This is a genomic window from Variovorax monticola, assembly GCF_051216855.1.
Taxonomy (GTDB): domain Bacteria; phylum Pseudomonadota; class Gammaproteobacteria; order Burkholderiales; family Burkholderiaceae_C; genus Variovorax.
The window spans coordinates 14369-37703 of sequence record NZ_JBPJZP010000006.1 but is presented as its reverse complement, the minus strand read 5'-3'; the positions used below and the strand labels follow the sequence as shown (position 1 = coordinate 37703).

Below are 23335 nucleotides of genomic sequence, written 5' to 3'. Positions count from 1 at the left end.
TATCAAAAGTTAACGCACCCAACCGGCGGAATTATAGGGAGCCGAGCGTGCTGTCGGGTCCGAACAGCCGCCGCATCGCGGCCACGCCCGCCACCAGGGCGCTCGAATAGCTGCCGTACGGCTCCGAAGCGGCTTCGAGGGGCGTGTAGACATGGGCCCGCTCGGGAGCACCGGGCAGTGCGTCCGCTGCTTCCATCAGCACCCAGTGGTATTCGCCCGGTTCCAGTTCGTGGACGGTGAGCGCGATGTTTCTGGGCGAGGGCATGGCGGTGTGAAGGTAGAAAAAAGGTGCTGACTGTTGAATGCCTGGGGCGCTTGCACCGTTGACAGCTCCCGGGCTTCTCCTACAGAGCACGCCCGTGACGCGACCTAATGTTTTTGCTCGAGGACCCAAGGCGGGTCCTTGTTCTCGAAAACCATACGCAGGAGGCAGCATGAAATCATTCAGCCTGGACCCGAGCATGCGGGCGACCCTTGGCGGCGCGTTCTATCCGACGGGCTACTCGATGGTGATGTTCGCGAAGCTGGAAGACGCGAGCCGCGTCGGCCAGCAGCTCGTGGACAACGGCATGAGCAGCGACGACATCTTCCTGCTTCCGCCGCAAGCCGTGCTGTCGCAGATCACGCCGACCGTCGAGCTTGCCGACGACCCGCTGCCCTCGGCCGGCACCGAAGGCGCCACCGTGCGGGCCTACACCAAGCTCGCGAAGGAAGGCCACGCGGCCTTGCTGGTCAAGACCGACGACCGTGAAACCGCCGACAAGCTGATGGAGGCGGTGCGCACCGTGCCTTACGCCATGGCACAGCGCTACCGCGCCCTGGTCATCGAAGACCTCTGACATCGGCGCGTCGGCAGGCGAGTGCGTCAAGCCGGCACGGCCATCGACACGGCGCGCTGAACCACGTCGCGGGCCATGGCCTGGGCCAGTTCGTGTTCGCCGAGGAAAACGGTGGCCGAGGTTTCCTGCGTGAGCAGACGCGCCTCCTGCTCGTTGTGGCTGCGGATCACGGTCTGGATGGTGGGGTTGAGCGTGCGCGCGGTTTCCATCATCTGGCGCACGTTCATGGCGTCGGGCGTGGCGACCACCAGCACGCGGGCGCGCGCAATGTGCGCCTGGATCAGCACCGCCGGGTCGGCCGCATCGCCCCACACGGCAGGGGTGCCGGCCTCGCGCAGCTTTTCGACCAGCTCTCGGTTCTGCTCAGCCACCACGTAGGGAATGTCGTGCGCGTCGAGTTCCTGCGCAATGCGCCGCCCCACCCGGCCGTAGCCCACCAGCACCACCTGCCGTGACAGGTATTTGGCCTCGGTGGTCACGGGCAGCTCGGCCAGCGGGTCGTCGCGCGACGCCAGGCCGCGGGCGAACGACGAATGGGCGTGCAGCCATTTCTGCAGGGGCACGATCAGGCTGAACCACAGCGGATTGGTGGCAATCGAAATGAGCGCACCCGCCAGCACCAGGCTCTGCCCTTCCACAGGCAGCAGCCCCAGCGACACGCCCAGACCGGCCAGGATGAAGGAGAACTCGCCGATCTGCGCCAGGCTGGCACTGACCGTGAGCGCCGTGCCCAGCGGGTAGCGAAACACCAGCACCAGCGCGCAAGCCGCAATCGACTTGCCCAGCACGATGACCAGCACCACCGCCAGCACCTGCAGGGGCCGCTCGATGAGCACCGAGGGGTCGAACAGCATGCCGACCGACACGAAGAACAGCACGGCGAAAGCGTCGCGCAGGGGCAGCGACTCCTGCGCGGCGCGGTGGCTGAATTCGGACTCGCGCATCACCATGCCCGCGAAGAAGGCGCCCAGCGCGAACGACACGCCGAACAGCGCCGCCGACGCAAAGGCGATGCTCACCGCGGCGGCCACCACGCACAGCGTGAACAGCTCGCGCGAGCCGGTGCGCGTGACCTGCCAAAGAATCCACGGGAACACGCGCCGCCCGACGACGAGCATCAGCGCCACGAAGCCACCGACCTGCAGCAAGGTGAGGCCCAGGGTTTGCCACAGCGGATCGGCCGGGCCGGACTGGGTGCTCTGCCCGCCCAGGGTGCCAGCCAGCGGCGGCATGAGCACCAGCACCAGCACCATGGCCAGGTCTTCGACGACGAGCCAGCCGATGGCGATGCGGCCGGTGAACGAATCGAGAATGCCCAGGCTTTCGAGGGCGCGCAGCAGCACGACGGTGCTGGCCACGGACAGCGCGAGCCCGAACACCAGCGCCTGGCCCCAGCTCCAGCCCCACCACAGAGCGAGCCCCCCGCCCAGCAGCGTGGCCACGGCAATTTGCGCGAGCGCGCCGGGCAGCGCGATCTTGCGCACGGCGAGCAAGTCGTCCAGCGAAAAATGCAGGCCCACGCCGAACATGAGCAGCATCACGCCGATTTCGGCCAGTTGCGCCGCAATGCTCGCGTCGGCCACGAAGCCGGGTGTGAAGGGGCCGATGATGACGCCGGCGAGCAGGTAGCCGACGAGCGCGGGCAGCCGCAGCCTGGCCGCCAGGAACCCGAACACGAGCGCCAGCCCGAGGCCGGCCGCGATCGTGTTGATGAGGGAAACACTGTGGGGCATCGCTGCATTCTGCAGGAACGATGTCTGTCCCTTCGTGTCAGCCGGCCATCTTGTCGACGCTGCCGGTTGTTGTGCTACGTCTTGTTTTTGACGACCTTCCGTCTCAGCCGGACATCTTGCTGGTCCGAGCCGCTTCGATCGCCTCGGGGTCCTGCGCTTCGACCCATGTCTCGTTGTTGAGCGCCGCGTGCAGACGCTTCTCGTCGAGCTCGTTGGTCCACTTGGCGACCACCAGGGTGGCCACGCCGTTGCCGATCAGGTTGGTCAGCGCGCGTGCCTCCGACATGAAGCGGTCGATGCCCAGGATGAGCGCCAAGCCTGCCACCGGCACATGCCCCACCGCCGACAGCGTGGCCGCCAGCACGATGAAGCCGCTGCCCGTGACACCCGCCGCGCCCTTCGAGGTGAGCAGCAGCACCGCCAGCAGCGTGATCTCCTGCACCAGCGTCATGGGCGTGTTGGTGGCCTGTGCGATGAACACCGCCGCCATCGTCAGGTAGATCGAGGTGCCGTCCAGGTTGAACGAGTAGCCCGTGGGAATCACCAGGCCCACCGTGGTCTTGTTCGCGCCCGCGTTCTCCATCTTCTCCATCATGCGCGGCAGCACCGACTCGCTGGACGAAGTGCCCAGCACGATCAGCAGCTCTTCCTTGATGTACTTGATGAACTTCCAGATGCTGAACCCGTGGAAGCGCGCAATGAGCCCCAGCACTACGAAGATGAACAACAGGCACGTCAGGTAGAACGTGCCCATCAGCTTGCCCAGCGAGAACAGGCTGCCCAGGCCGTACTTGCCGATGGTGAAAGCCATTGCGCCGAAGGCACCGATGGGCGCCAGCCTCATGATGTAGTTGACGATGCCGAAGAGCACGTGCGAGCCCTTCTCGATCACGTCGAACACCAGCGTGCCGCGCCCGCCGAACCTGTGCAGCGCAAAGCCGAACATCACGGCGATCAGCAGCACCTGCAGGATCTCGCCCTTGGCGAAGGCGTCCACCAGCGTGCTGGGAATGATGTTGAGCACGAAGTCGACCGTGCCGGTCATCTTGCCGGGGCCGGTGTACGAGGCGATGGCCTTGGTGTCCAGCGTGGCCGGGTCGATGTTCATGCCCGCGCCGGGCTGCAGCACATTCACCAGCACCAGGCCGACCACCAGCGCGATGCTGCTGACCACCTCGAAGTACAAGAGCGCCAGGCCGCCGGTCTTGCCGACCTTCTTCATGTCTTCCATGCCGGCGATGCCCACCACCACCGTGCAGAAGATGATGGGCGCGATGATCATCTTGATCAGCTTGATGAAGCCGTCGCCCAGCGGCTTCATCGCCTCCCCTGCCGCCGGGTAGAAGTGGCCGAGCAGCACGCCGATGATCACCGCGGTGATCACCTGCACGTAGAGGGAGCGATAGATCGGGAGCTTTTTGGCGGGTGTACTTGTTGTGTTTTCCATGGATGCCTCCGGAGGGTTCAAGACTGTAGGGAGCGATTGGGCCGCTTTCCATTCGTAGAAGCCACATGCCCTGAACAAAAAAACCCGCCGAGGCGGGTTTTTTCTTCAGGTGGCGGTCAGCATGCTCAGTGCATGTGCAGGCCGCCGTTGACCGAGAAGTCGGCCCCCGTGCTGTAGCCGCCTTCGTCGGTGGCGAGCCACGCGATGATCGAGGCAATTTCGCTCGGCTCGCCCAGGCGCTTGACCGGGATGGTGGCCACGATCTTGTCGAGCACTTCCTGGCGGATCGCCTTGACCATGTCGGTGCCGATGTAGCCCGGGCTCACGGTGTTGACCGTCACGCCCTTGGCGGCCAGCTCCTGCGCCAGCGCCATGGTGAAGCCGTGCATGCCGGCCTTGGCGGCCGAATAGTTGGTCTGGCCGGCCTGGCCCTTGGCGCCGTTGACCGAGCTGATGTTGATGATGCGGCCCCAGCCCTTTTCGACCATGTCGCCCACCACCTGCTTGGTGACGTTGAACATGCTGTTGAGGTTGGTCTCGATGACCGCGCTCCAGTCCTCGGGCGTCATCTTGAGGAACATGCGGTCGCGCGTGATGCCGGCGTTGTTGACCAGCACGTCGATGGCGCCGTGCGCTGCCTTGGCGGCGGAGAAGGCCTCGACGGTGGATTGCCAGTCGCCCACATTGCCGACCGACGCGTGGAAGTCGAAACCTTCGGCTTTCTGTTCGGCCAGCCATTTGGCGTGGTCGCGCGTCGGGCCGCAACCGGCAATCACGGTGAACCCGTCCTTGTGCAGACGTTGGCAGATGGCTGTTCCGATGCCACCCATGCCCCCGGTGACATATGCAACTTTCTTGCTCATAAGATTTCCTTGATGTGTACGTAGCAAAAGCCTGAACGGCCGCCTTCACTCTAGCGAGTTTCAAGCCACGTCCCTCTGAGGAAAACACTGAGCCAAGCTTGCAACCAGCTGTCACGAAGCGGCGTTCGTGTGCAGGCCCTATCCTCGCATCTCCGGCATGCCCGCACGCGCTGCGCACGCTCTTGCGCGGGGCCCCACACACCCAGCACATTCAGGAGTTCTAAAGTATGAATTTCGGCATCATCGTCTTCCCCGAGGTCGAGGAACTCGACTTCGTCGGCCCCTGGGAAATGCTCACCATGTGGAGCAAGCTGGCCGGCGGCCCGGCCCAATGCCTGATCGTGGCCGAGAAGCGCGAGCCGGTGGTCTGCGCCAAAGGGCTGTCCATCAACCCGCACGTGTCCTTTGCCGACTGCCCGCCGCTCGACTACCTGCTGGTGCCCGGCGGCATGGGCACCCGCCGCGAGGTCGACAACCCCGCCATGACCGGCTTCCTGGCCGACCGGGCGCCCGGCTGCAAGGCCCTGCTGTCGGTGTGCACCGGCGCCTTCGTGCTGCACGCCGCCGGCCTGCTCTCGGGCAGGACCGCCACCACCCATTGGGGGTCGCTCGACCGCCTGCGCGCGCTGGGCGACGTGAAGGTGGTCGAACAGCGCTTCGTGCAGGACGGCGATGTCTGGACATCGGCGGGGGTATCGGCCGGTACCGACCTGATGCTGGCCTTCATCGCCCACACCGCGGGCGAGGAAGCGGCCGCCAAGGTGCAGCTGCAGTCCGAGTACTACCCGGCGGACACTGTGTACGGCAGCACGGCCAGCCATGCGCGCGCGCCGGCCTACGTGAAGCGGCCGGGCACGCCGTTCAAGACGCCATGAGCACGATGAGCGCCGTACCGGCTCTCGAACCGCTCGCCGTGCTGGCCGCGCGCATCGGCGAAACCCTGCGCGCACGCGGGCAGACGGTGGCGGTCGTCGAATCTTCGGCGGGCGGCCTGGTGTCGGCCGCCCTGCTCGCGGTTCCGGGCGCCTCGGCCTACTTTCGCGGCGGCGCGGTCGTCTACTCGCGCCGCGCCGGCCGGGCCCTGCTGGGCCTGACGGCGGAAGACATGACCGGCATGCGCGGCGAAACCGAGCCCTACGCGCTTTTCGTGGCAGGGAGGATGCGCGACACCCACCACACGACCTGGGGCATCGCCGAAAGCGGTGCGGCCGGGCCGGCGGGCAGCCCGTACGGCGACGCGCCGGGGCATGTGTGCCTGGCCGTCGTGGGCGCGGCCGCGGTGAGCAAGACCGTCGAGAACGGCGACACCGACCGGCCCAGGAACATGGAGGTGTTCGCGCGGCAGCTGCTGTCGCTGTTCGACGAGACGCTGCGGGCGCAGCCCGAGGCCCCACCCGCCTGAACCGCAGGAACCTCAGGAACCCGGCTGCACCGCCCGGAGGGTCAATCCGCCTGCACGCCCGCCGCGCGGATCACCTTGCCCCACTTCTCCACCTCCGCCGCGAGGTGCGTGCGCAGGCTTTCCGGGGTCTGCTTGTCCAGCGGCACGATCTCCGAGCTGAGTTCGGCCAGGCGGTGCTTGACCATGTCGTCCTGCAGCGCGGCGCGCAGGGCCACGTTCAGTTTCTCGACCACGGCCGGCGGCGTGCCCTTGGGGGCATACACGCCGTGCCACACCCGCACGTCGAAACCCTTCAAGCCCTGCTCGTCGAGCGTCGGAATGTTGGGCATGCTCGACAGCCGCTTGGGCGTGGTCACGCCGAACACCTTCACGCGGTTGCCGTCCTTGATGACCGGCGCGGTCTGCGTGGTCTGGTCGCACAGCAGGTCGACCTGCCCGCCCATCAGGTCGTTCAGCGCCGGACCCGCGCCCTTGTACGGCACGGTCGTCAGCTGCACGCCGATCTGGTTCATGAACAGCAGCCCGCACAGCTGCGACACCGCGCCCACGCCCGCGTTGGCCAGCGTGACCTTGTCCTTGTTGGCCTTCACGTAGGCCAGCAACTCGGGGTAGGTGCTGGCGGGAAAGTCCTTGCGCGAGAGCAGCGTCATCGGCACGTCGAGCACCTGGCCGATGTACTCGAAGTCTTTCAGCGGGTCGTAGTTGAGCTTCTTGTAGAGCGCGGGCGCGGTGGCCATGCCCATGTGGTGGATCAGGATGGTGTAGCCGTTGGGCGCCGCGCGGGCCACGCGCGCCGGCGCGATGGTGCCGCCCGCGCCCACCGTGTTCTCCACGATCACCGTCTGCCCCAGCGACTTGCCCATGGGAATGGCCAGCATGCGCGCCACCACGTCGGTCGGTCCGCCGGCGGAGTACGGCACGACCATGACGATGGGCTTGTCGGGCCAGGCGGCCTGCGCCGCCGCGGGCAATTGCGCTTGCGCGGCCAGCAGGCAGGCGCCCACCGAGGCGGCGATCAGGGTCTTGGATTTCCAGCTTGTCTTTGCTTTCACTTTTTTGTCTCCTGGGGTTATGGGTGTTCGTCAGGGGTCCGCTCAGGGCACCCCTTGGGCGTCGAGTGCCAGCAGGCGCTCGGCCAGCCGCACCACCGGCGCGTCGACCATGCGGCCTTCGAGGCTGACCACGCCGCCGCCGGATGCGCGCGTGGCGTCGATCACGCGGCGCGCCCAGGCCAGTTCGGCGGCGCTCGGGCCGAGCGCGGCGTGCACGGGCCCGACCTGGTCGGGGTGGATGCACAGCTTGGCGCCGAAGCCGCCGCGCCGGGCGCGCGCGGTGTCGATGGCCAGCCGATGCGGGTCCCGCCAGTCGGCCGTCACCCCGTCGATGGGCGCGGGCAGCCCGGCGCGGCGCGCGGCCAGCAGCAGCGCGAGGCGCACCGGCACCAGCTCGGCTTCGTCCGCGTCGCAGGCCAGGCCCAGGTCGGCCCGGAAGTCGAGGTTGCCGAAGGCCAGGCGCAGCACCTGCGGGCCGGCGGCGAGTTCATCGGCCGCATCCAGCCCTGCCGCCGATTCGATCAAGGGCACGAGCACGCCCTTCGGACCGATGGCTTCGGCGATGCGCGACAGGTCGGCCGCACGCTCTGCCTTGGGCAGCACGACGCCCGCGATCAGGCCCTGCGCCACCAGCGCGGCTGCCTGCACGCAGTCGTCGGCGTGCCACGGCGTGCCGGCAGCATTGATGCGCACAAGAAGGCGCGCACGCTGCTGCGGCGGCAGCGCGGCGAACGAAGCCGAAAGCCCGTCGCGCGCCGCCGCCTTGCGCTCGGGCGCGACCGCGTCTTCCAGGTCGACGATCACACCGCCAGCGCCCGTGGCCAGCGCGCGCGCATGCCGCTCGGGGCGGTCGGCCGGCACGAACAGGAAGGTGCGGGCCAGTGTCAGCGATGCCCGGCTCATACGGCCTTCGCCTCGCGCAGCGCCGCGATGTCCGCCTCGCTGCGGCCCAGGCCGCGCAGGATGGCGTCGGTGTGCTCGCCGACCGCCGGCACCGGGTCCATGCGGTACTCGAACGCGCTCTGGCGGCCGGCCGGCAGCAAGGCCGGAATGTCCCCGGCGGGCGAGCCCACCTGCCGCCAGCGGTCGCGCGCCTTCAGTTGCGGGTGCGCCCACAGCCCGGCCATGTCGTTCATGCGCGCGTTGGCGATCTGCGCCGCGTCCAGCCGCTCCAGCACCTGCGCGGTGTTCAGCGCGCCGAAGGTCTCCACGACGATCGCGCGCAGGGCCTCGCGGTTCTCGTTGCGCCGCGCGTTGCTGTCGAAGCGCGCGTCGCTCGCAAGCCCCGCCTGCAGCAGCACCTTGTCGCAGAAGGCGCGCCACTCGCGCTCGTTCTGCAGGCCCAGCATCACCGTGCCGCCGTCGCCTGCGGGGAACGGGCCGTAGGGGTAGATGGTGGCGTGCGAGGCGGCGCTGCGCGGCGGCGGCGGCGCGCCGTCGTAGGCGTAGTACATCGGGTAGCCCATCCATTCGGCCAGCGACTCGAGCATCGACACGTCGATGTGCGAGCCCTTGCCGGTCTTGCCGCGCTGCAGCAGCGCGGCCAGGATGCCGGTGTACGCGTACATGCCGGCCGCGATGTCGGCGATGGAGTTGCCCGACTTGCACGGATCGTCCGGCGTGCCCGTGACCGACAGGAAGCCCGCCTCGCTCTGGATCAGCAGGTCGTAGGCCTTCTTGTCGCGGTACGGACCGTCCTCGCCATAACCCGAGATGTCGCAAACGATGAGCCGCGGGTGCTTCGCCTGCAGTGCCTCGGCACCGAGCCCCATGCGCGCCGCGGCGCCGGGCGCGAGGTTCTGCACCAGCACGTCGGCATCGGCCAGAAGCTCCTGCAGCACCGCCAGCGCGGCGGGTTGCTTCAGGTCGAGCGTGAGGCTTTCCTTCGAGCGGTTCACCCACACGAAGTGCGAGGCCTCGCCGCCCACGCGGGCGTCGTAGGCGCGCGCGAAATCGCCCACCCCGGGGCGCTCCACCTTGACCACGCGCGCGCCCAGGTCGGCCAGCTGGCGGGTGCAGAACGGCGCGGCAATGGCGTGTTCGAGCGAGATGACGGTGATGCCGTCCAGGGGTCTTGTCATGTCCGTGGGTCTCCAGAATCAGGCGAGCACGGCCGTGGCCTGCATCGTGAGCCAGCCGTCGGCGTCTTCGCTCCATAACTCGAAGGTTTTCGCGAAGGTCTTGCCGTCGCTGCTCGCCACGGCCGGCTTGCCGTGCACGCGGAACGGCGCGGTGTCGAAGGTCGGGCGCACCGCGCGGAACTCGAAGCGCGCCAGCTGCGCGCCGGGCACCTGGCGGCGCAGCAGGTCGACCAGCAAGGTGGCGATCAGCGGACCGTGCACGATCAGGCCCGGATAGCCCTCGACCTGCGTCACGTAGCGCCGGTCGTAGTGGATGCGGTGGCCGTTGAAGGTGAGCGCCGAGTAGCGGAACAGCAGCACGTCGTCGGGCGCGATATCGCGGCTGAAGGCGGCGTCCTTCGGCGCGGGCACGGGCGGCGGGCCTGCTTCGCCGGGCTGCGCGGCGGCGCGGTAGACGATGTCGTGTTCCTCGGTCAGCGCCAGGCCGCGTTCGTTGCGCACCTCGTGGCGCACCAGCACGAACACCAGCTCGCCGGTGCGGCCGGCCTTGTGCGTGACCGAGGCGATGGTCGAGGTGCGCTCCACCTTGTCACCCACCTGCAGCGGGTTGCCCGGCTCCCACGCGAGCCGCCCGCCGGCCCACATGCGGCGCGGCAGCGGCACGGGCGGCAGGAAGCCGCCGCGCTTCGCATGGCCGTCTTCGCCGAGCTCGGACTGGCGGTGGTGCGGCAAGAAGTACAGCCAGTGCCACAGCGCGGGCAGGTGCGTGCCGGCGACCGGCGGCGGGTCGTCGCGGTCCAGCGTGGCGGACAGCGCGCGCACGGGCGCGGCGGTGATGTCGTCGGCCAGCGTTTCGCTGCGGCCCTGCCAGGCCTGCAGCTTCGCCAGCGCTTCGGCGTCGATCAGGGGTGTGTCGTTCATCGGGTTCTTCATTCAGTCGACCGCGGCGCCGGAGGCCTTGACGATCCGCGCCCACTTGGCAAGGTCGTCCTGCAGCAGCGCCGCGAAATGGTCGGGGGTGGTCGGCGGCGCAATCTCCACGCCCTGCTGGTCGAGCTTGTCGCGCAGGTCCTTCGAGGCCAGCGCCTTGCGCGTGGCCTCCTGCAAGGTGGCCAGCACGTCGGGCGGCACGCCGGCGGGCGCGAACAGGCCGATCCACAGCGTGCCGTTGTAGCCGGGCACGGCCTCGGCGATGGTGGGCACGTCGGGCAGCACGGCCGAGCGCTTGTCGCCGCTCACGGCCAGCGCGCGCAGCTTGCCGGCCTTGATGTGCGCCAGCGCCGAAGGCAGGCTGGCGAACACGATGGGCAGTTGCCCGCCCAGCACGTCGTTGAGCGCGGGCGCCACGCCCTTGTACGGCACGTGCTGCAGCGAAATGCCCGCCATGCTGTTGAGCATTTCGCCCAGCAGGTGGTTGAGCGTGCCGTTGCCGGCCGACGCGTACTGGTAGTTGGCGCCCTTCTGCCGCGCGAGCTTCAGGAACTCGGCGAAGTTCTTCGCCGGGAACGACGGGTTGACCAGCAGCACGTTGGGCACCGCGCCGACGAGGCCCACGGGCTTGAAGTCTTTCACCGGGTCGAAGCCCGGGTTCTTGTACAGCGCCGGGTTGATGGCCTGGCTGCTGCTGATGGTCATGAGCAGCGTGTAGCCGTCCTTCGCTCCCTTGGCGACCAGCTGCGTGCCGATGTTGCCGCCCGCGCCGGGCCGGTTGTCGACCACCACGCTGGCGTTGTGCATCACCTCGCCGAGCTTCTGGCCCACGAGGCGCCCGACGATGTCGTTGGTGCCGCCGGCCGCCTGCGGCACCACCAGCGTGACGGGGCGCGAAGGGTACGGCTGGGCGACGGCCGGGACCGTGTGGACAAGGGTTGCTGCAGCGGCGAACACCAGCAGTGCGAGTGCGCGAAGGCGCGGGGTTTTTGTGGTCTCCATGCTGCATGGTCGTTCGCCCTCCCCTTGCGCGCAATCTGCGATTTCGGAACCCAGCCTTCTGTTATTCCGAAGGCTTGGCTACCATCGCCCATGCTGTTCGACCTGACCGACCTTCGCCTCTTCGTGGCCGCCGCCGAGCTCGGCAACCTCACGCGCGCCGCCGAGCGCCAGCACCTGTCGCTGGCCGCGGCGAGCGCGCGCATCAAGTCGCTGGAAACGCAGGCCGGCCTGCAGCTGCTGCAGCGCGAGGCGCGCGGCGTGCGGCTGCTGCCGCCGGGCGAAGCCTTTCTTCATCACGCGCGGCTGGTGCTGCACCAGACCGAGCAACTGCGCGCCGACCTGCTCGAGTACGGCGGCGGGCTGCGCGGCCACCTGCGGGTGTTCGCCAACACCACGGCCGTGACCGACTTCCTGCCCGAAATACTGCCCGGCTTCCTGGCGCGCAACCCGCGCATCAACGTTGACCTTCAGGAAAAACCGAATGCTCAGATTCCGCGCGGCGTGCTCGACGGGCGCGCCGACATCGGCATCGTCGCGGGCCGGGTCGACACGCTGGGGCTGGAGGCCATCCACTTCAGCACCGACCGGCTGGTGCTGGTCACCGCGCGCAAGCACCGCTTCGCCAGGCGCCGCAAGATCTCGTTCGCCGAGACGCTCGACGAAGACGCCATCGGCATGCAGCAGGGCAGCACGCTGCAGGCCTTTTTGGCGCAGATCACCGACAACCTGGGCAAGCGGCAGAAGCTGCGCATCCAGCTCGGCAGCTTCGACGCCATGTGCCGGATGATAGGCAGCGGCGTGGGCATCGGCGTGGTGCCGGAATCGGCGGCGCGCCGCAACCAGGAGAGCATGCAGCTCGCGCTGGTCGAGCTCAGCGACGCGTGGTGCGTGCGCGAGCGGTATCTGCTGGTGCGCGACCGGGCGGCGTTGCCGATCTATGCACAGGCGCTGGTCGACACCTTGTGCCGGCACTATGCGGGTGAGCCGGCCGGTCCGGCCTGAACCGCGCGCGCGGCCTGAAAGGGGCTAAAAACAGCGACTTGCGGTCGATTTGTAAACAAGTCTGTTCCATCCCCATTTTCCGTGGACAACTTTGGGGGTAAGTCACGAGGAGCTTTGTAAAACCGACCCAAGTTGTTGTTTTACAAGGACATTCCTTAATCTGCTTAAAATTTGGGCAGTGAACAAGTAAGACCGCCTTCACGCCGATATTTCAGCCGAAACGTCCCAAAACCGGCTTCAGCGAAGGCTCAGCGAACACAAAAGTCCGCATAAACCAGCCACTTGCCCGCGCGCTGCGAGAAAAGCAGTGTCATCCCCATTTTCGGTGCACAACTTTGGGGATAACGCATGTGCTTCCTTGTAAACCCATCGCAAGTGGTTGATTTACAAGGAAATTAATCAATCTGCTCAAAATTTGAGCGGTGAACAAGTGGAATCGCTGTTCACCGAATCAATACGGCGGCGCCTTGCGTGCCCGCTGGGCCCGTGCCGCGTCGGTCCACCACGCCAGGTCGTCCGCGAAGCGGCCGAACGAGCGGTCCAGCGATTCGCCCGCACTCCCGGTCGGCTTGCCGTCGGCGTCCAGCGTCTGCGAAATCGGCCCGACGGCGAGCGTGCTGGACACCACGACCATGCCCATCTCCGACAGGATCGAGTGCCACACCGTGCCCGAGCGCACGCCCGAGAAACGCCCTGCCGAGTAGCTGGCCACGGCCGCTGGCCGCCAGAACCACTCTTCGAGAAAGTGGTCGGTGAGATTCTTCAGGCCCGGCTGCGGGCCCCAGTTGTATTCGCCGGTCACGAAGACGAAGGCATCGGCCGCGCGAATCTTGCCGGCCAGCGCTTCCATGGCCGCGGGCGCGGTGCCCTTCGGGTATTCCTTGTACATGCGGTCGAGCATGGGCAGGTCGACCGCCTTGGCGTCGATCAGTTCGGCCTGCGCACCGCGTGCGTTCAGCGCGGCCACGATGTAGTCGGCCAGGCGAACGCCCATGCGGTCGGACCGGTACGAGCCGTAGAAGACCAGGATCTTGTCGCTCATGGAGTTCCCTTTTTTGCCGGGGTCAGGCCGGCTTGGCGAGCTTGTCCTGCGTCTGCGTGTCGAAGTCGGCCGCGTCGTGGCGCTCGTGCAGCTGGCTGTCGGGCTGCCCCCAGGCGCGGTTGACCATGCGTCCGCGTTGCACCGCCGGGCGCTGCGCGATCTCGTCGGTCCAGCGCAGCACATTCTTGTACTCGCTCACCTGCAGGAACTCGCCCGCCTCGTAAAGCTGCCCCTTCACCAGCGTGCCGTACCAGGGCCACACCGCCATGTCGGCGATGGTGTAGTCGTTGCCCGCCAGGTAGCGGCTCTCGGCCAGCCGGCGGTCGAGCACGTCGAGCTGGCGCTTCACCTCCATGGCGAAGCGGTCGATCGCGTACTCGATCTTCGTGGGTGCGTAGGCGTAGAAGTGACCGAAGCCGCCGCCCAGGTACGGCGCGCTGCCCATCTGCCAGAACAGCCACGACAGGCATTCGGCGCGGGCCGCACGCCCGCTCGGCAGGAAGGCGCCGAACTTCTCCGCCAGGTACTGCAGGATGGCGCCCGACTCGAACACCCGCACCGGCGCGGGCTCGCTGCGGTCGAGCAGCGCGGGAATCTTGGAGTTGGGGTTCACCGCCACGAAGCCGCTGCCGAACTGGTCGCCCTCGTTGATGCGGATCAGCCAGGCGTCGTACTCGGCGCCGGTGTGGCCCAGTGCCAGCAGTTCTTCCAGCATCACCGTGACTTTCACACCGTTGGGCGTCGCCAGCGAATAGAGTTGCAGCGGATGCCGCCCCACCGGCAAGTCCTTGTCCTGCGTGGCGCCGGCGATCGGTCGATTGATGTTCGCGAAGCGCCCGCCGCTTTCCTTGTTCCAGGACCAAACAGTGGGGGGCGTGTAGACGGCCGTGGTGGTCGTGTCATTCATGCAATGCGTTCCAGGAGTGCTACAGACGATGATCATTCTCTACGACTGCGCCACCGCACCGAGTCCGCGGCGCGCGCGCATCCTGCTTGCCGAGAAGGGCATTGCGCACGACACCGTGCAGGTCGACCTGGCCCATGGTGAGCAACTGGGTGACGCCTACCGCGCGATCAACCCGCAATGCACGGTGCCTGCGCTGCGCACCGAAGAAGGCACGCTGCTGACGGACAACGCGGCCATCGCGGCCTATGTGGAGGCGCAGTATCCGCAGCCGCCGCTGATGGGCGTCACGCCGCAGGAAAAAGCCGAGATCGCCAGCTGGACCTGGCGTGTGGAATTCGAAGGCCTGATGGCCATTGCCGAGACCCTGCGCAACGGCTCGCCGGCCATGGCCGACCGGGCGCTGCCCGGACCGGTGAACTACGCGCAGATTCCCGAGCTGGCGCAGCGCGGGCTGGTGCGGGTGCAGCAGTTCTTCGCCACGCTGAATGAGCGGCTGGCCGGCCGCGAGTTTCTCGCCACCGACCGCTTCAGCCTGGCCGACATCACCGCCGTGGTGGCGGTGGACTTTGCCCGCGTGGTGCGCGTCAAGCCCGGGGAGCAGCACCCCGAGCTGATGCGCTGGCGCGCTGCGATGGCGCAGCGAGCGTCTATGTCGCGCTGAACGGCAACCGACGGGGTGCCTGGCGCCGGGGCGATCAGCGTTCGATCGTCAGCGCCACGCCCATGCCGCCGCCGATGCACAGCGAGGCGATGCCCTTCTTGGCGTTCTGGCGTTGCATTTCATGCAGCAGCGTCACCAGGATGCGGCAGCCCGACGCGCCGATGGGGTGGCCGATGGCGATGGCGCCGCCGTTCACGTTCACCTTGTTCACGTCCCAGCCCATTTCGCGGTTCACGGCGCAAGCCTGTGCGGCGAAGGCTTCGTTGATTTCGAGCAGGTCGAGGTCGGCAGCCTTCCAGCCGGCGCGTTGCAGCGCCTTGGTCGACGCGGGCACCGGGCCCATGCCCATGATGGCGGGGTCCAGGCCGGCGGTGGCGTAGCTGGCGATGCGGCCCAGCGGCTTCAGGCCGAGCGCGGCGGCTTTCTTGGCCGTCATGACCATCACGGCGGCGGCACCGTCGTTCAGGCCCGAGGCGTTGCCCGCGGTCACGCCGCCGGCCTTGTCGAAGGCGGGGCGCAGGCCGGCCAGCACTTCGGCGCTGCTCTTGCGGTTGATGAACTCGTCCTGGTCGAAGACGATGGCGTCGCCCTTCTTCTGCGGAATGCTCACGCCGACGATCTCGTCCCTGAACTTGCCGGCGTCCTGCGCGGCGGCGGCCTTGGTCTGCGAGCCCAGCGCCAGTTCGTCCTGCGACGCGCGGTCGATGTTGAACTTCTTGGCCACGTTCTCGGCCGTGATGCCCATGTGGTACTGGTTGTAGACGTCCCACAGGCCGTCCACGATCATGGTGTCGACCAGCTTCCAGTCGCCCATGCGCTGGCCGTTGCGCGAGTTGGGCAGCACGTGGGGCGCCATGCTCATGTTCTCCTGGCCGCCGGCAATGACGATCTCGCTGTCGCCCGTGGCCACGGCCTGGGCCGCCAGCATCACGGCCTTCAGGCCCGAGCCGCACACCGCGTTGATGGTGAGCGCCGGCGTTTCCTTGGCGCCGCCGCCCTTCAGCCATGCCTGGCGCGCGGGGTTCTGGCCGGCGCCGGCCGCGAGCACCTGGCCCATGATGGCCTCGCCGATCTGGTCGGCGCTGAGGTTCGCGCGTGCAATCACTTCCTTGATGACGATGGCGCCCAGCTCGGTGGCCGCGATGCCGGCGAGCGAGCCGCCGAATTTGCCGACCGCCGTGCGCGCAGCCGAAACGATGACGATGTCTTCCATGAGGTTCTCCGTTGAAGTGATCTGAAATTCGAGGTGTGCGAGCTGTCGCGCGCTCAGGCCCTGGCCTTGACGTAGCGGCCCGGTGCCGGCTCGATGGCCTTGTAGGCCTTCGCGTTGCCATAGCCCTTGGGCGCTGCAATCTGCTTGCCCGCGTGGCCCTTGAGCCATTGTGCCCAGTCGGTCCACCAGCTGCCGGGATGCTCCTGCGCGCCGGCGAGCCACTCGGGCTGCGTTGTCGGGAACTTGCCGTCGTTGCGCACCCAGTGGCTGCGCTTGTTCTTGGCGGGCGGGTTGATCACGCCGGCAATGTGGCCCGAGGCGCCCATCACGAAGCGCTTCTTGCCCGGCAGCAGCTGAGTCGACGCATACGCCCCGCCGATCGGCACGATGTGGTCTTCGCGCGAGCCGTAGATGTAGGCCGGAATGTCGATGGCGCCCAGGTCGATTTTCTCGCCGCACACGGTGAGCGCGTTGGGCTGGGCCAGCTTGTTCTCGTGGTACGTGTTGCGCAGGTACCAGGTGTAGAACGGGCCCGGCAGGTTGGTGGCGTCGCTGTTCCAGTACAGCAGGTCGAAGGGCGGCGGCGTTTCGCCCTTCAGGTAGTTGCCCACCACGTAGTTCCACACCAGGTCGTTGGGCCGCAGAAAGCTGAAGGTCGAGGCCAGGTCGCCGCCGGGCAGCAGGCCGCCCTTGCCGAGCTGCATTTCGCGGTAGGCCACCATCGGCTCGTCCACGAAGATATCGAGGATGCCGGTGTCGCTGAAGTCCAGGAAGGTGGTCAGCAACGTGACCGACGCGGCCGGCTTCTCGCCGCGCGCGGCCAGCACGGCCAGCGCGGTGCTCAGGATGGTGCCGCCCACGCAGAAGCCCAGCGTGTTGATCTGCTTGCTGCCGGTAATGTTCTGCACCGTGTGGATCGCCTCGATGGCGGCGTTCTCGATGTAGTCGTCCCAGGTGGCCTTTTCCATCGACGCATCGGGGTTGCGCCAACTCACCACGAACACGCGGTGGCCCTGCTCGTTCGCATAGCGGATCAGCGAGTTCTCGGGCTGCAGGTCGAGGATGTAGAACTTGTTGATGCAAGGCGGCACCAGCAGGAACGGCCGCTCGTACACCTTGGCCGTGAGCGGCTTGTATTCGAGCAGCTGGAAGAAGTCGTTCTCGAACACCACGGCGCCCTCGGTGGTGGCCACGTTGCGGCCCACCTCGAAGGCGCTCTCGTCGGTCATGCTCACATGGCCCTGCTTCACGTCGTGCATCAGGTTGCGAATGCCCTTGGCAATGCTCTCGCCCTGCGTGTCGATGGCCTTCTTCTGCGCATCGGCGTTGAACGCGAGCGAGTTGCTCGGCGACGATGCGGCCATCCATTGCTCGACGGCGAAGCGCAGGCGCGCGCGGGTCTTTTCGTCGGCGTCGATGGCCTCGGCCATGCCGAGCATGGTGCGGCCGTTGAGCAGGTACACGGCAGCCGAAAAGGCCGACAGCGGGTTGCTGCCCCAGGCATCGCCCGCGAAGCGCTTGTCGCCGTCGGGCTTGGCGTTGAAGCCCTGGCGCCAGAGTTCGGTGGCCTCGGCCACGTACTGCTGCTGAAGGGCCTGCAGCTTGTCGGGCGCGATGGAGAACTTGGGCAGCTCGGGCATCTTCATGCCGCCGGGCATTTCAGGCAGCTGCCACAGCGGCGTGCCGCCGGGACCGAAGGCCGAAGTCCCCTGCGCGGCAGGCTGCTGGAAGGACGCCAGCGCCTTGTTCCATCCTTCGGAAAGTGCCTGCTGAAAGGGCGCGAACGCGTCGGCCCCCGTGGTTTGCTTCATCATGTCTCCTGGTCCTACCTGAATCGATACGGATGGCTGGCGTGTTTTGAGTATCCTGCATTCACCGGGCCCTCACAACGCATTCACAACGCATTCGCCGCGCCGTCGCGCCCTTTCACTTACCAACTGAAACTTCTCGTGTTTATCCATCTGATCGTCATCGGCTGGCTGTATGTCGTCGTCATGATGGCCGTGGCCGAAGCCACCAACACCAACGGCACGGTGCTGGGCGCCATCTTCACATTTCTTTTGTACGGATTGGGCCCGGTGGCACTGGTGGTTTACCTGATGGGCACGCCGGGGCGCCGGCGCGCCATCAAGCAGCGAGAGGCCGAGGCGCAAGAGGCCGCGCGCCGCGCAGCCGCCGATGCGCGCGCGGCCGCCGCCCCGAAAGACGCAGGCTCAGACCTTCCAGACCAGGCCGGCGAAGCGCCCGCTGACGCCGTCGCGCCGGTGCGAAAAGAACCTTGAGGGGTTGCCGACGGTGCACCAGGCGTCGGTGCCGTCGTTGCCATGGACCGATGAAATGCCCGCCGCGCGCAGCCGCTGACGCGCCAGCGCCGGCAGGTCAGCCAGCCATTTGCCGGGTGCAGGCGCGGGCCGGAAGCACGAAGCAGCTTCGGCCGCATGCGCCTCGAAGGCGGCCTTGACCTCGGGGCCGACCTCGAAGGCGCCGGGGCCGATGCACGGGCCGACCCACGCCATGACGTTGCCCGCGCCTTCCGCGCCGAAAGCCTTGACGGTCTGCTCGAGCACACCGCCCGCGAGCCCCCGCCAGCCGGCGTGCGCAGCGGCCACGCGGTGGCCCGCTTCGTCGGTGAAGAGCACGGGCAGGCAATCGGCCACCATGATCGTGCAGGCCAGCCCGGTGGTGGTGGCGGTGCTGGCATCGGCCGCGGTGCCGTCGCGCACCACGTCCTGCGCATCGTCGAGCGCCACGACGCCTGTGCCGTGCACCTGCTGGAGAAAGACCGGACGCGCGCCGATGTCGCTGCACAAGCGGTTGCGGTTGCGTGCCACATGCGCGGGCTCGTCGCCCACGTGGTCGCCGAGGTTCAGGCTCTCGTAGCGCCCCAGCGACACACCGCCGTCACGCGTGGTGCACACAGCCCGCACGTTCGCCGGTGCGGGCCAGTCTGGCACGAGCCAGCGCGCGTTCCAGTGCCCGTTCACGGCGCTCAGGCTTCCGCGTCGGGCGCCTGCGAAGGCTGCGCGCGCTGGAAGGCTTCGAGCTGCATGCAGGCCTCGAAGGCGGCCATGCTGCGCGGCAGGCCGCTGAAGTCGCAGTCGAAGCGGCGGCCGTTGAAGATCTGCGGCACCAGGCAGCAGTCGGCCAGGGTCGGCGTGTTGCCGTAGCAGAAGGTGCTGCCCGGATGCAGCGCGAGCTGGCGCTCGAAGGCCAGCATGCCGTCGCGCACCCAGTGGCGGTACCAGGCGTTCTTGGCCTCGTCGTCGAGCTTGAGGTCTTTGACGAGGTACTTGAGCACGCGCAGGTTGTTCAGCGGGTGGATCTCGCAGGCGATCGATTGCGCCAGTGCGCGCACATGGGCGCGGCCGACCGGGTCGCTCGGCAGCAGCGGCGGTTCGGGGTGGGTCTCGTCGAGGTATTCCATGATGGCCAGCGATTGCGAGAAGCGCTCGCCCTCGTCTTCGAGCAGCGGCACCAGCATGTCGGCCGAGATGGCGGAGTAAGGACCGGTGCGGTGTTCGCCGCGCGCGATGTGCACGGGAACGTAGTCGTAGGCCAGGCCCTTCAGGTTGAGGGCAATGCGCACGCGGAACGAAGAGGAGGAGCGAAAGTAGTTATGCAGCTTCATGATTTTCCAAGGATAGCGCTCCTGCGGCCGGCTTCAGGCGCGCGGGTCAGCAGCGGATTGCGCCTGCAGCACGCAGCGCAGCTCGTGCAATTCGGCCTTGGGCGCCGTGGCGGCGCGCCATTCTTCGAGCACGCGGCGCGCGGACGCTTCTTCGCGCGATGCGATGCCCAGGCGCCACGGCCCGAGCGTGCCGGGAGCCTCGTCGGCCCCGTGGTTGTGCAGGCCCTCGCCGAAGGGCCGCCCTTCGGAGCAGGCACGGCACAGCACCTGCATGCTGTCGGTCCAGTTCTCGGCAGCGGCGCCGGCGGCTTCGAAACGCTGGATGAGCGCAGCGATGTCTTCCTGGGTGGCACCTTCTACCGAAACCTCGTAGGTCGAAAAATCCGACGGCGCAATGAGCTCGAGCGCGTCGAACACCGGCACCTCGCGCTCGCCGCGCAGCCGGTAGCCGTTGGCCGCGCCGTCGTGCAGCACGAGGTCGCCGTAGCGGTGCCCGCACGCGGGCGTCGGCACGTTGCGCAGGATGGCGCGGGCCGGGTCGATGCGGTCGGCCCAGACCACCTCGGTGCCCTCGTCGCCGTGCACGCGGATCGGCGTGAGGCCGACGAAATGGTCGATCGGCCCTTCGCCGTCCGCCATGCCGATGCCGTATTGCCGCCAAGCGCGCCGCGCCGTCGCCCAGTCGCCCAGCGCGGTGGCGGCAATGCCCAGGTTCCAGAGGGCGCCTTCGTTGCGCGGCTCGCACTGCACCGCGCGGGCGTTGGCGTGCAGCGAGGCGGCCCAGTAGCCGCGGTACTTGTGGATGAGACCGGCGTTGTACCAGGGCGCGGCCCAGTACGGATGCACGGCGCTGGCCTGGGCATAGGCTTCGAGGGCGCCGTCCTGGTCGCCGTCGTCGTCGCGCTGGCGACCGAGTTCGTTGAGGGCGTTGGCTTTGCCGGCTTTGCCGAGTCGCAGGGGCATGGTGAAAACGAGCGGGCGCAGGGAGATGGGCGGGACGTCTATTGTGAGCCCCTCGCCTCTGGCACACTGCCGGCTTCCCCCTTAGGTTTCGCTGAAAAAGGACACGTCGCAATGGCTTCCGAGTTTGTCTTCGCCCCGCCCGCCACCGTTTCGGTTCCCGTGGCCGGCCAGCCCGCCCGCTTTCCGGTGCACCGCATCTACTGCGTGGGCCGCAACTACGAAGAGCACGCCAAGGAAATGGGCTTCACCGGTCGCGAGCCGCCCTTCTTCTTCATGAAGCCGGCCGACGCGCTGGTGGTGGTCGACGCAGGCCGGACCGGCACCATGGCCTACCCGTCGCTCACCAGGAACCTGCACCACGAGATCGAGCTGGTGGTGGCCATCGGCACCGGCGGCAAGAACATCTCGGCGGCCGATGCGCACAAGCATGTGTTCGGCTACGCGGTCGGCCTGGACATGACGCGCCGCGACCTGCAGAACGAAATGAAGAAACAGGGCCGCCCCTGGGACATCGGCAAGAGCTTCGAGCAGAGCGCCCCCATCGGCCCCATCGTGCCCGTGGCGCAGGCCGGCGACGCCGAGAAGGCCGAAATCTCGGTGCAGGTGAACGGCACCGATCGCCAGCGCAGCACCGTGGGCAAGCTGATCTGGAACGTGGCCGAAACCATCGAGCACCTGTCGGCCGCATGGGAGCTGCAACCCGGCGACCTGATCTTCACGGGCACGCCCGAAGGCGTGGCCGCGGTGGTGGCCGGCGACACGCTCGTGGGCGAGGTCGCGGGCCTGCCGACGCTGACCGTCAAGATCATCTGAACGCGGCGGCCGGCGTCATGCTTCTGCGCGTACCCATCAAGCATTGCAAGAACTGCGGCACCGCGGTGCTCTACCGCGTGCCGGACGACGGCGACACCAAGCAGCGCGCCGTCTGCCCGGCCTGCCACACCATCCACTACGAGAACCCGCTGAACGTGGTCGGCACCATCCCCGTGCTCGGCGACAAGGTGTTGCTGTGCAAGCGCAACATCGAGCCGCGCTGGGGCAAGTGGACGCTGCCGGCCGGCTTCATGGAACTCGAGGAAAGCACCGCGCAGGGCGCCGCGCGCGAGACCGACGAGGAGGCCGGCGCCAACTACGTGATGGAAGGCCTGTTCTCCGTCATCAGCGTGGTGCGCGTGGGTCAGGTGCACCTGTTCTACCGCGCCCGGCTGCTGGACGACAAGTTCGACCCCGGCCACGAGACCATCGAGGCGAAGCTCTTCACCGAGGAAGAAATTCCCTGGGACGAGATCGCCTTTCGCACGGTGCGCGAGACGCTCGAGCATTATTTCGAAGACCGGCGCCGCGGCAGCTTCGACCGCGTGCACACGTTCGACATCGTTTGAACCCCCACCTTTTCATGACACACCGCTTCAACCTGGTCCATGCCGCCCTCGGCCTCGGCTTCGCCCTGGCCGCTTCCGCGCACGCGGAAACGGTGGGCGAGGTGGACACCGCCTTCAAGCTCATCGGCCCCGACCACAAGATCGTGGTCGAGGCCTACGACGACCCCAAGGTCACCGGCGTGACCTGCTACGTGTCGCGCGCCAAGACCGGCGGCATCAAGGGCGCGGTCGGCCTGGCCGAGGACAAGGCCGAGGCCTCCATCGCCTGCCGCCAGGTCGGCCCGGTGAGCGTCACGCAGCCGCTGCCCAAGCGCGAAGAGGTGTACAGCGAGCGGCTGTCGATTCTGTTCAAGCGCCTGCGCGTGGTGCGCATGGTGGACCCCAAGCGCAACACGCTGGTGTACCTGACCTACTCCGACCTGCTGATCGACGGCTCGCCCAAGAACAGCATCACCGCGGTGGCCATCGACCGCGGCACGCCGATTCCGCTGAAGTAGCCGCGGCGCCAATCACCCCTTCGCGCCCGGTTGTTCCGGGGGCCGGGGCACCGGTTTGCTAGCATGGCCGCTCTCTGGCCGCCCGCGAGCCCGATCGCAGGAACCCTCTTCAACGAACCCGTTCCCACACAGCGCCATGCATCTTCAGACTTTTGTTTCCCGTACCGCCGCCCTGGCCCTGGTTGCCCTGAGCCTCGCGGCCTGCACCACGACCGACCTCAACACGCCGCGCACGGGCCAAGGCCCGGTCGTCGCGCCGCCCGCGCAGCGCCAGGCGCTGTTCGTGCGCCCCGCCACCGGCGCGACCATTGCGCGCTTCGACGGCGTGCGCATCAAGGGCATCGACATCGCCGGCAACGCGGGCGACCCCATCGTGGCCTCGGCCGACGGCCGCGTGGTGTACGTGGGCGGCGAACTGCCGGCCTACGGCAACATGATCATCGTCAAGCACAACGAGACCTACCTCACGGCCTACGCGCACCTGCAGACCATCGGCGTGAAGGAAAACCAGGTGGTTCGCCAGGGCGAGAAAATCGGCGAAATGGGCAAGAGCAACACCGACCGCGTGAAGCTGCGCTTCGAGGTCCGCAAGAACGGCAATGCCGTGAACCCGGAGCCGTACCTCAACGGACTGCTGCTGCAGTAACCGGCCCCAGCACACGGGCCCCGCGCACATGAAAAAAGCCCCTTT

The 23335-nt window shown here is 67.7% G+C and carries 26 protein-coding genes; 10 read left to right on the top strand and 16 right to left on the bottom strand.

Going from position 1 to position 23335, the window contains the following annotated elements; genetic code table 11:
* Window positions 1–31: 31 nt before the first annotated feature.
* Window positions 32–265, bottom strand: coding sequence for a hypothetical protein (locus ACSFA5_RS21170; RefSeq protein WP_435446009.1), 234 nt, complete (start codon window positions 263–265; stop codon window positions 32–34).
* Window positions 266–434: 169 nt separating this feature from the next.
* Here ACSFA5_RS21170 and ACSFA5_RS21165 point away from each other — a divergent pair, with 169 nt between their 5' ends.
* Window positions 435–839, top strand: a complete 405-nt coding sequence (locus ACSFA5_RS21165) for a hypothetical protein (protein ID WP_435446008.1) — start codon at window positions 435–437, stop codon at window positions 837–839.
* A gap of 26 nt (window positions 840–865) precedes the next feature.
* On the opposite strand, the gene ACSFA5_RS21160 is transcribed toward ACSFA5_RS21165, so the two are convergent.
* The 3 genes from ACSFA5_RS21160 to phbB all read right to left on the bottom strand — a co-directional run bounded on the left by ACSFA5_RS21160 (window position 866) and on the right by phbB (window position 4882).
* Complete coding sequence (locus ACSFA5_RS21160; RefSeq protein WP_435446007.1) at window positions 866–2572, bottom strand: cation:proton antiporter domain-containing protein; 1707 nt, start codon at window positions 2570–2572, stop codon at window positions 866–868.
* 103 nt (window positions 2573–2675) lie between these two features.
* Complete coding sequence (locus tag ACSFA5_RS21155; RefSeq protein ID WP_435446006.1) at window positions 2676–4019, bottom strand: dicarboxylate/amino acid:cation symporter; 1344 nt, start codon at window positions 4017–4019, stop codon at window positions 2676–2678.
* Window positions 4020–4144: 125 nt separating this feature from the next.
* A complete protein-coding gene (phbB, locus tag ACSFA5_RS21150) occupies window positions 4145–4882 on the bottom strand; it encodes an acetoacetyl-CoA reductase (RefSeq protein WP_435446005.1) in 738 nt (245 codons plus the stop codon).
* Between the two features lie 227 nt (window positions 4883–5109).
* Here phbB and ACSFA5_RS21145 point away from each other — a divergent pair, with 227 nt between their 5' ends.
* Both ACSFA5_RS21145 and ACSFA5_RS21140 read left to right on the top strand, forming a co-directional pair.
* On the top strand, window positions 5110–5757 hold the full coding sequence (locus ACSFA5_RS21145) for a DJ-1/PfpI family protein (RefSeq protein WP_435446004.1): 648 nt from the start codon (window positions 5110–5112) through the stop codon (window positions 5755–5757).
* Window positions 5754–6284 carry a CinA family protein gene (locus ACSFA5_RS21140; protein WP_435446003.1) on the top strand — a complete coding sequence of 177 codons (531 nt, stop codon included), beginning with the start codon at window positions 5754–5756 and terminating at the stop codon, window positions 6282–6284. Before ACSFA5_RS21145 ends, ACSFA5_RS21140 begins: the two co-directional genes overlap by 4 nt.
* A 41-nt stretch (window positions 6285–6325) precedes the next feature.
* Here ACSFA5_RS21140 and ACSFA5_RS21135 read toward each other — a convergent pair whose 3' ends face one another.
* The 5 genes from ACSFA5_RS21135 to ACSFA5_RS21115 are packed head-to-tail and all read right to left on the bottom strand — an operon-like array spanning window position 6326 to window position 11349.
* Window positions 6326–7336 carry a tripartite tricarboxylate transporter substrate-binding protein gene (locus tag ACSFA5_RS21135; protein ID WP_435446002.1) on the bottom strand — a complete coding sequence of 337 codons (1011 nt, stop codon included), beginning with the start codon at window positions 7334–7336 and terminating at the stop codon, window positions 6326–6328.
* A 42-nt stretch (window positions 7337–7378) separates the two neighbouring features.
* Window positions 7379–8239 (bottom strand): HpcH/HpaI aldolase/citrate lyase family protein, encoded by an 861-nt coding sequence (locus ACSFA5_RS21130; RefSeq protein WP_435446001.1) that lies wholly within the window; start codon window positions 8237–8239, stop codon window positions 7379–7381.
* Window positions 8236–9417, bottom strand: a complete 1182-nt coding sequence (locus ACSFA5_RS21125) for a CaiB/BaiF CoA transferase family protein (RefSeq protein ID WP_435446000.1) — start codon at window positions 9415–9417, stop codon at window positions 8236–8238. Before ACSFA5_RS21125 ends, ACSFA5_RS21130 begins: the two co-directional genes overlap by 4 nt.
* Window positions 9418–9435: 18 nt before the next feature.
* Complete coding sequence (locus ACSFA5_RS21120) at window positions 9436–10338, bottom strand: HTD2 family dehydratase (RefSeq protein ID WP_435445999.1); 903 nt, start codon at window positions 10336–10338, stop codon at window positions 9436–9438.
* Window positions 10339–10350: 12 nt separating this feature from the next.
* A complete protein-coding gene (locus ACSFA5_RS21115; protein WP_435445998.1) occupies window positions 10351–11349 on the bottom strand; it encodes a tripartite tricarboxylate transporter substrate binding protein in 999 nt (332 codons plus the stop codon).
* A gap of 90 nt (window positions 11350–11439) precedes the next feature.
* On the opposite strand from ACSFA5_RS21115, the gene ACSFA5_RS21110 reads away from it, so the two are divergent.
* Entirely contained in the window at window positions 11440–12351 is a 912-nt protein-coding gene (locus ACSFA5_RS21110; protein WP_435445997.1) for a LysR family transcriptional regulator, read from the top strand.
* Window positions 12352–12802: 451 nt separating this feature from the next.
* Here the strand turns inward: ACSFA5_RS21110 and ACSFA5_RS21105 are convergent, their stop codons facing one another.
* Together ACSFA5_RS21105 and yghU are read right to left on the bottom strand one after the other, a co-directional pair.
* Window positions 12803–13393 (bottom strand): NADPH-dependent FMN reductase, encoded by a 591-nt coding sequence (locus ACSFA5_RS21105; protein ID WP_435445996.1) that lies wholly within the window; start codon window positions 13391–13393, stop codon window positions 12803–12805.
* Window positions 13394–13415: 22 nt separating this feature from the next.
* Window positions 13416–14300: a glutathione-dependent disulfide-bond oxidoreductase gene (gene yghU / locus ACSFA5_RS21100; protein ID WP_435445995.1), complete on the bottom strand. Its 885-nt coding sequence runs from the start codon at window positions 14298–14300 to the stop codon at window positions 13416–13418.
* Between the two features lie 28 nt (window positions 14301–14328).
* Here yghU and ACSFA5_RS21095 point away from each other — a divergent pair, with 28 nt between their 5' ends.
* Window positions 14329–14961 (top strand): glutathione S-transferase family protein, encoded by a 633-nt coding sequence (locus ACSFA5_RS21095; protein ID WP_435445994.1) that lies wholly within the window; start codon window positions 14329–14331, stop codon window positions 14959–14961.
* Between the two features lie 34 nt (window positions 14962–14995).
* Here the strand turns inward: ACSFA5_RS21095 and ACSFA5_RS21090 are convergent, their stop codons facing one another.
* Window positions 14996–16174: an acetyl-CoA C-acetyltransferase gene (locus ACSFA5_RS21090; RefSeq protein ID WP_435445993.1), complete on the bottom strand. Its 1179-nt coding sequence runs from the start codon at window positions 16172–16174 to the stop codon at window positions 14996–14998.
* A gap of 53 nt (window positions 16175–16227) precedes the next feature.
* A complete protein-coding gene (gene phaC / locus ACSFA5_RS21085; RefSeq protein WP_435445992.1) occupies window positions 16228–17988 on the bottom strand; it encodes a class I poly(R)-hydroxyalkanoic acid synthase in 1761 nt (586 codons plus the stop codon).
* 135 nt (window positions 17989–18123) lie between these two features.
* On the opposite strand from phaC, the gene ACSFA5_RS21080 reads away from it, so the two are divergent.
* Window positions 18124–18456 (top strand): hypothetical protein, encoded by a 333-nt coding sequence (locus ACSFA5_RS21080; RefSeq protein WP_435446562.1) that lies wholly within the window; start codon window positions 18124–18126, stop codon window positions 18454–18456.
* Here the strand turns inward: ACSFA5_RS21080 and pgeF are convergent.
* The 3 genes from pgeF to ACSFA5_RS21065 are packed head-to-tail and all read right to left on the bottom strand — an operon-like array spanning window position 18388 to window position 20765.
* The gene (gene pgeF / locus ACSFA5_RS21075; RefSeq protein WP_435445991.1) at window positions 18388–19158 is read right to left on the bottom strand and encodes a peptidoglycan editing factor PgeF; all 771 of its coding nucleotides are present in this window, start codon (window positions 19156–19158) and stop codon (window positions 18388–18390) included. The two genes, ACSFA5_RS21080 and pgeF, sit on opposite strands and share 69 nt — an antisense overlap.
* 5 nt (window positions 19159–19163) lie before the next feature.
* Window positions 19164–19802, bottom strand: coding sequence for a maleylacetoacetate isomerase (gene maiA, locus ACSFA5_RS21070; protein WP_435445990.1), 639 nt, complete (start codon window positions 19800–19802; stop codon window positions 19164–19166).
* A 33-nt stretch (window positions 19803–19835) separates the two neighbouring features.
* Window positions 19836–20765, bottom strand: a complete 930-nt coding sequence (locus ACSFA5_RS21065; RefSeq protein ID WP_435445989.1) for a tetratricopeptide repeat protein — start codon at window positions 20763–20765, stop codon at window positions 19836–19838.
* Window positions 20766–20876: 111 nt separating this feature from the next.
* Here ACSFA5_RS21065 and ACSFA5_RS21060 point away from each other — a divergent pair, with 111 nt between their 5' ends.
* The 4 genes from ACSFA5_RS21060 (at window position 20877) to ACSFA5_RS21045 (ending at window position 23290) form a co-directional block, all read left to right on the top strand.
* Window positions 20877–21578 carry a fumarylacetoacetate hydrolase family protein gene (locus ACSFA5_RS21060; RefSeq protein WP_435445988.1) on the top strand — a complete coding sequence of 234 codons (702 nt, stop codon included), beginning with the start codon at window positions 20877–20879 and terminating at the stop codon, window positions 21576–21578.
* 17 nt (window positions 21579–21595) lie between these two features.
* Window positions 21596–22147, top strand: coding sequence for an NUDIX hydrolase (locus ACSFA5_RS21055; RefSeq protein WP_435445987.1), 552 nt, complete (start codon window positions 21596–21598; stop codon window positions 22145–22147).
* 14 nt (window positions 22148–22161) lie between these two features.
* A complete protein-coding gene (locus tag ACSFA5_RS21050; protein WP_435445986.1) occupies window positions 22162–22644 on the top strand; it encodes a CreA family protein in 483 nt (160 codons plus the stop codon).
* A gap of 136 nt (window positions 22645–22780) precedes the next feature.
* Window positions 22781–23290 carry a murein hydrolase activator EnvC family protein gene (locus ACSFA5_RS21045; RefSeq protein ID WP_435445985.1) on the top strand — a complete coding sequence of 170 codons (510 nt, stop codon included), beginning with the start codon at window positions 22781–22783 and terminating at the stop codon, window positions 23288–23290.
* Window positions 23291–23335: the final 45 nt, after the last annotated feature.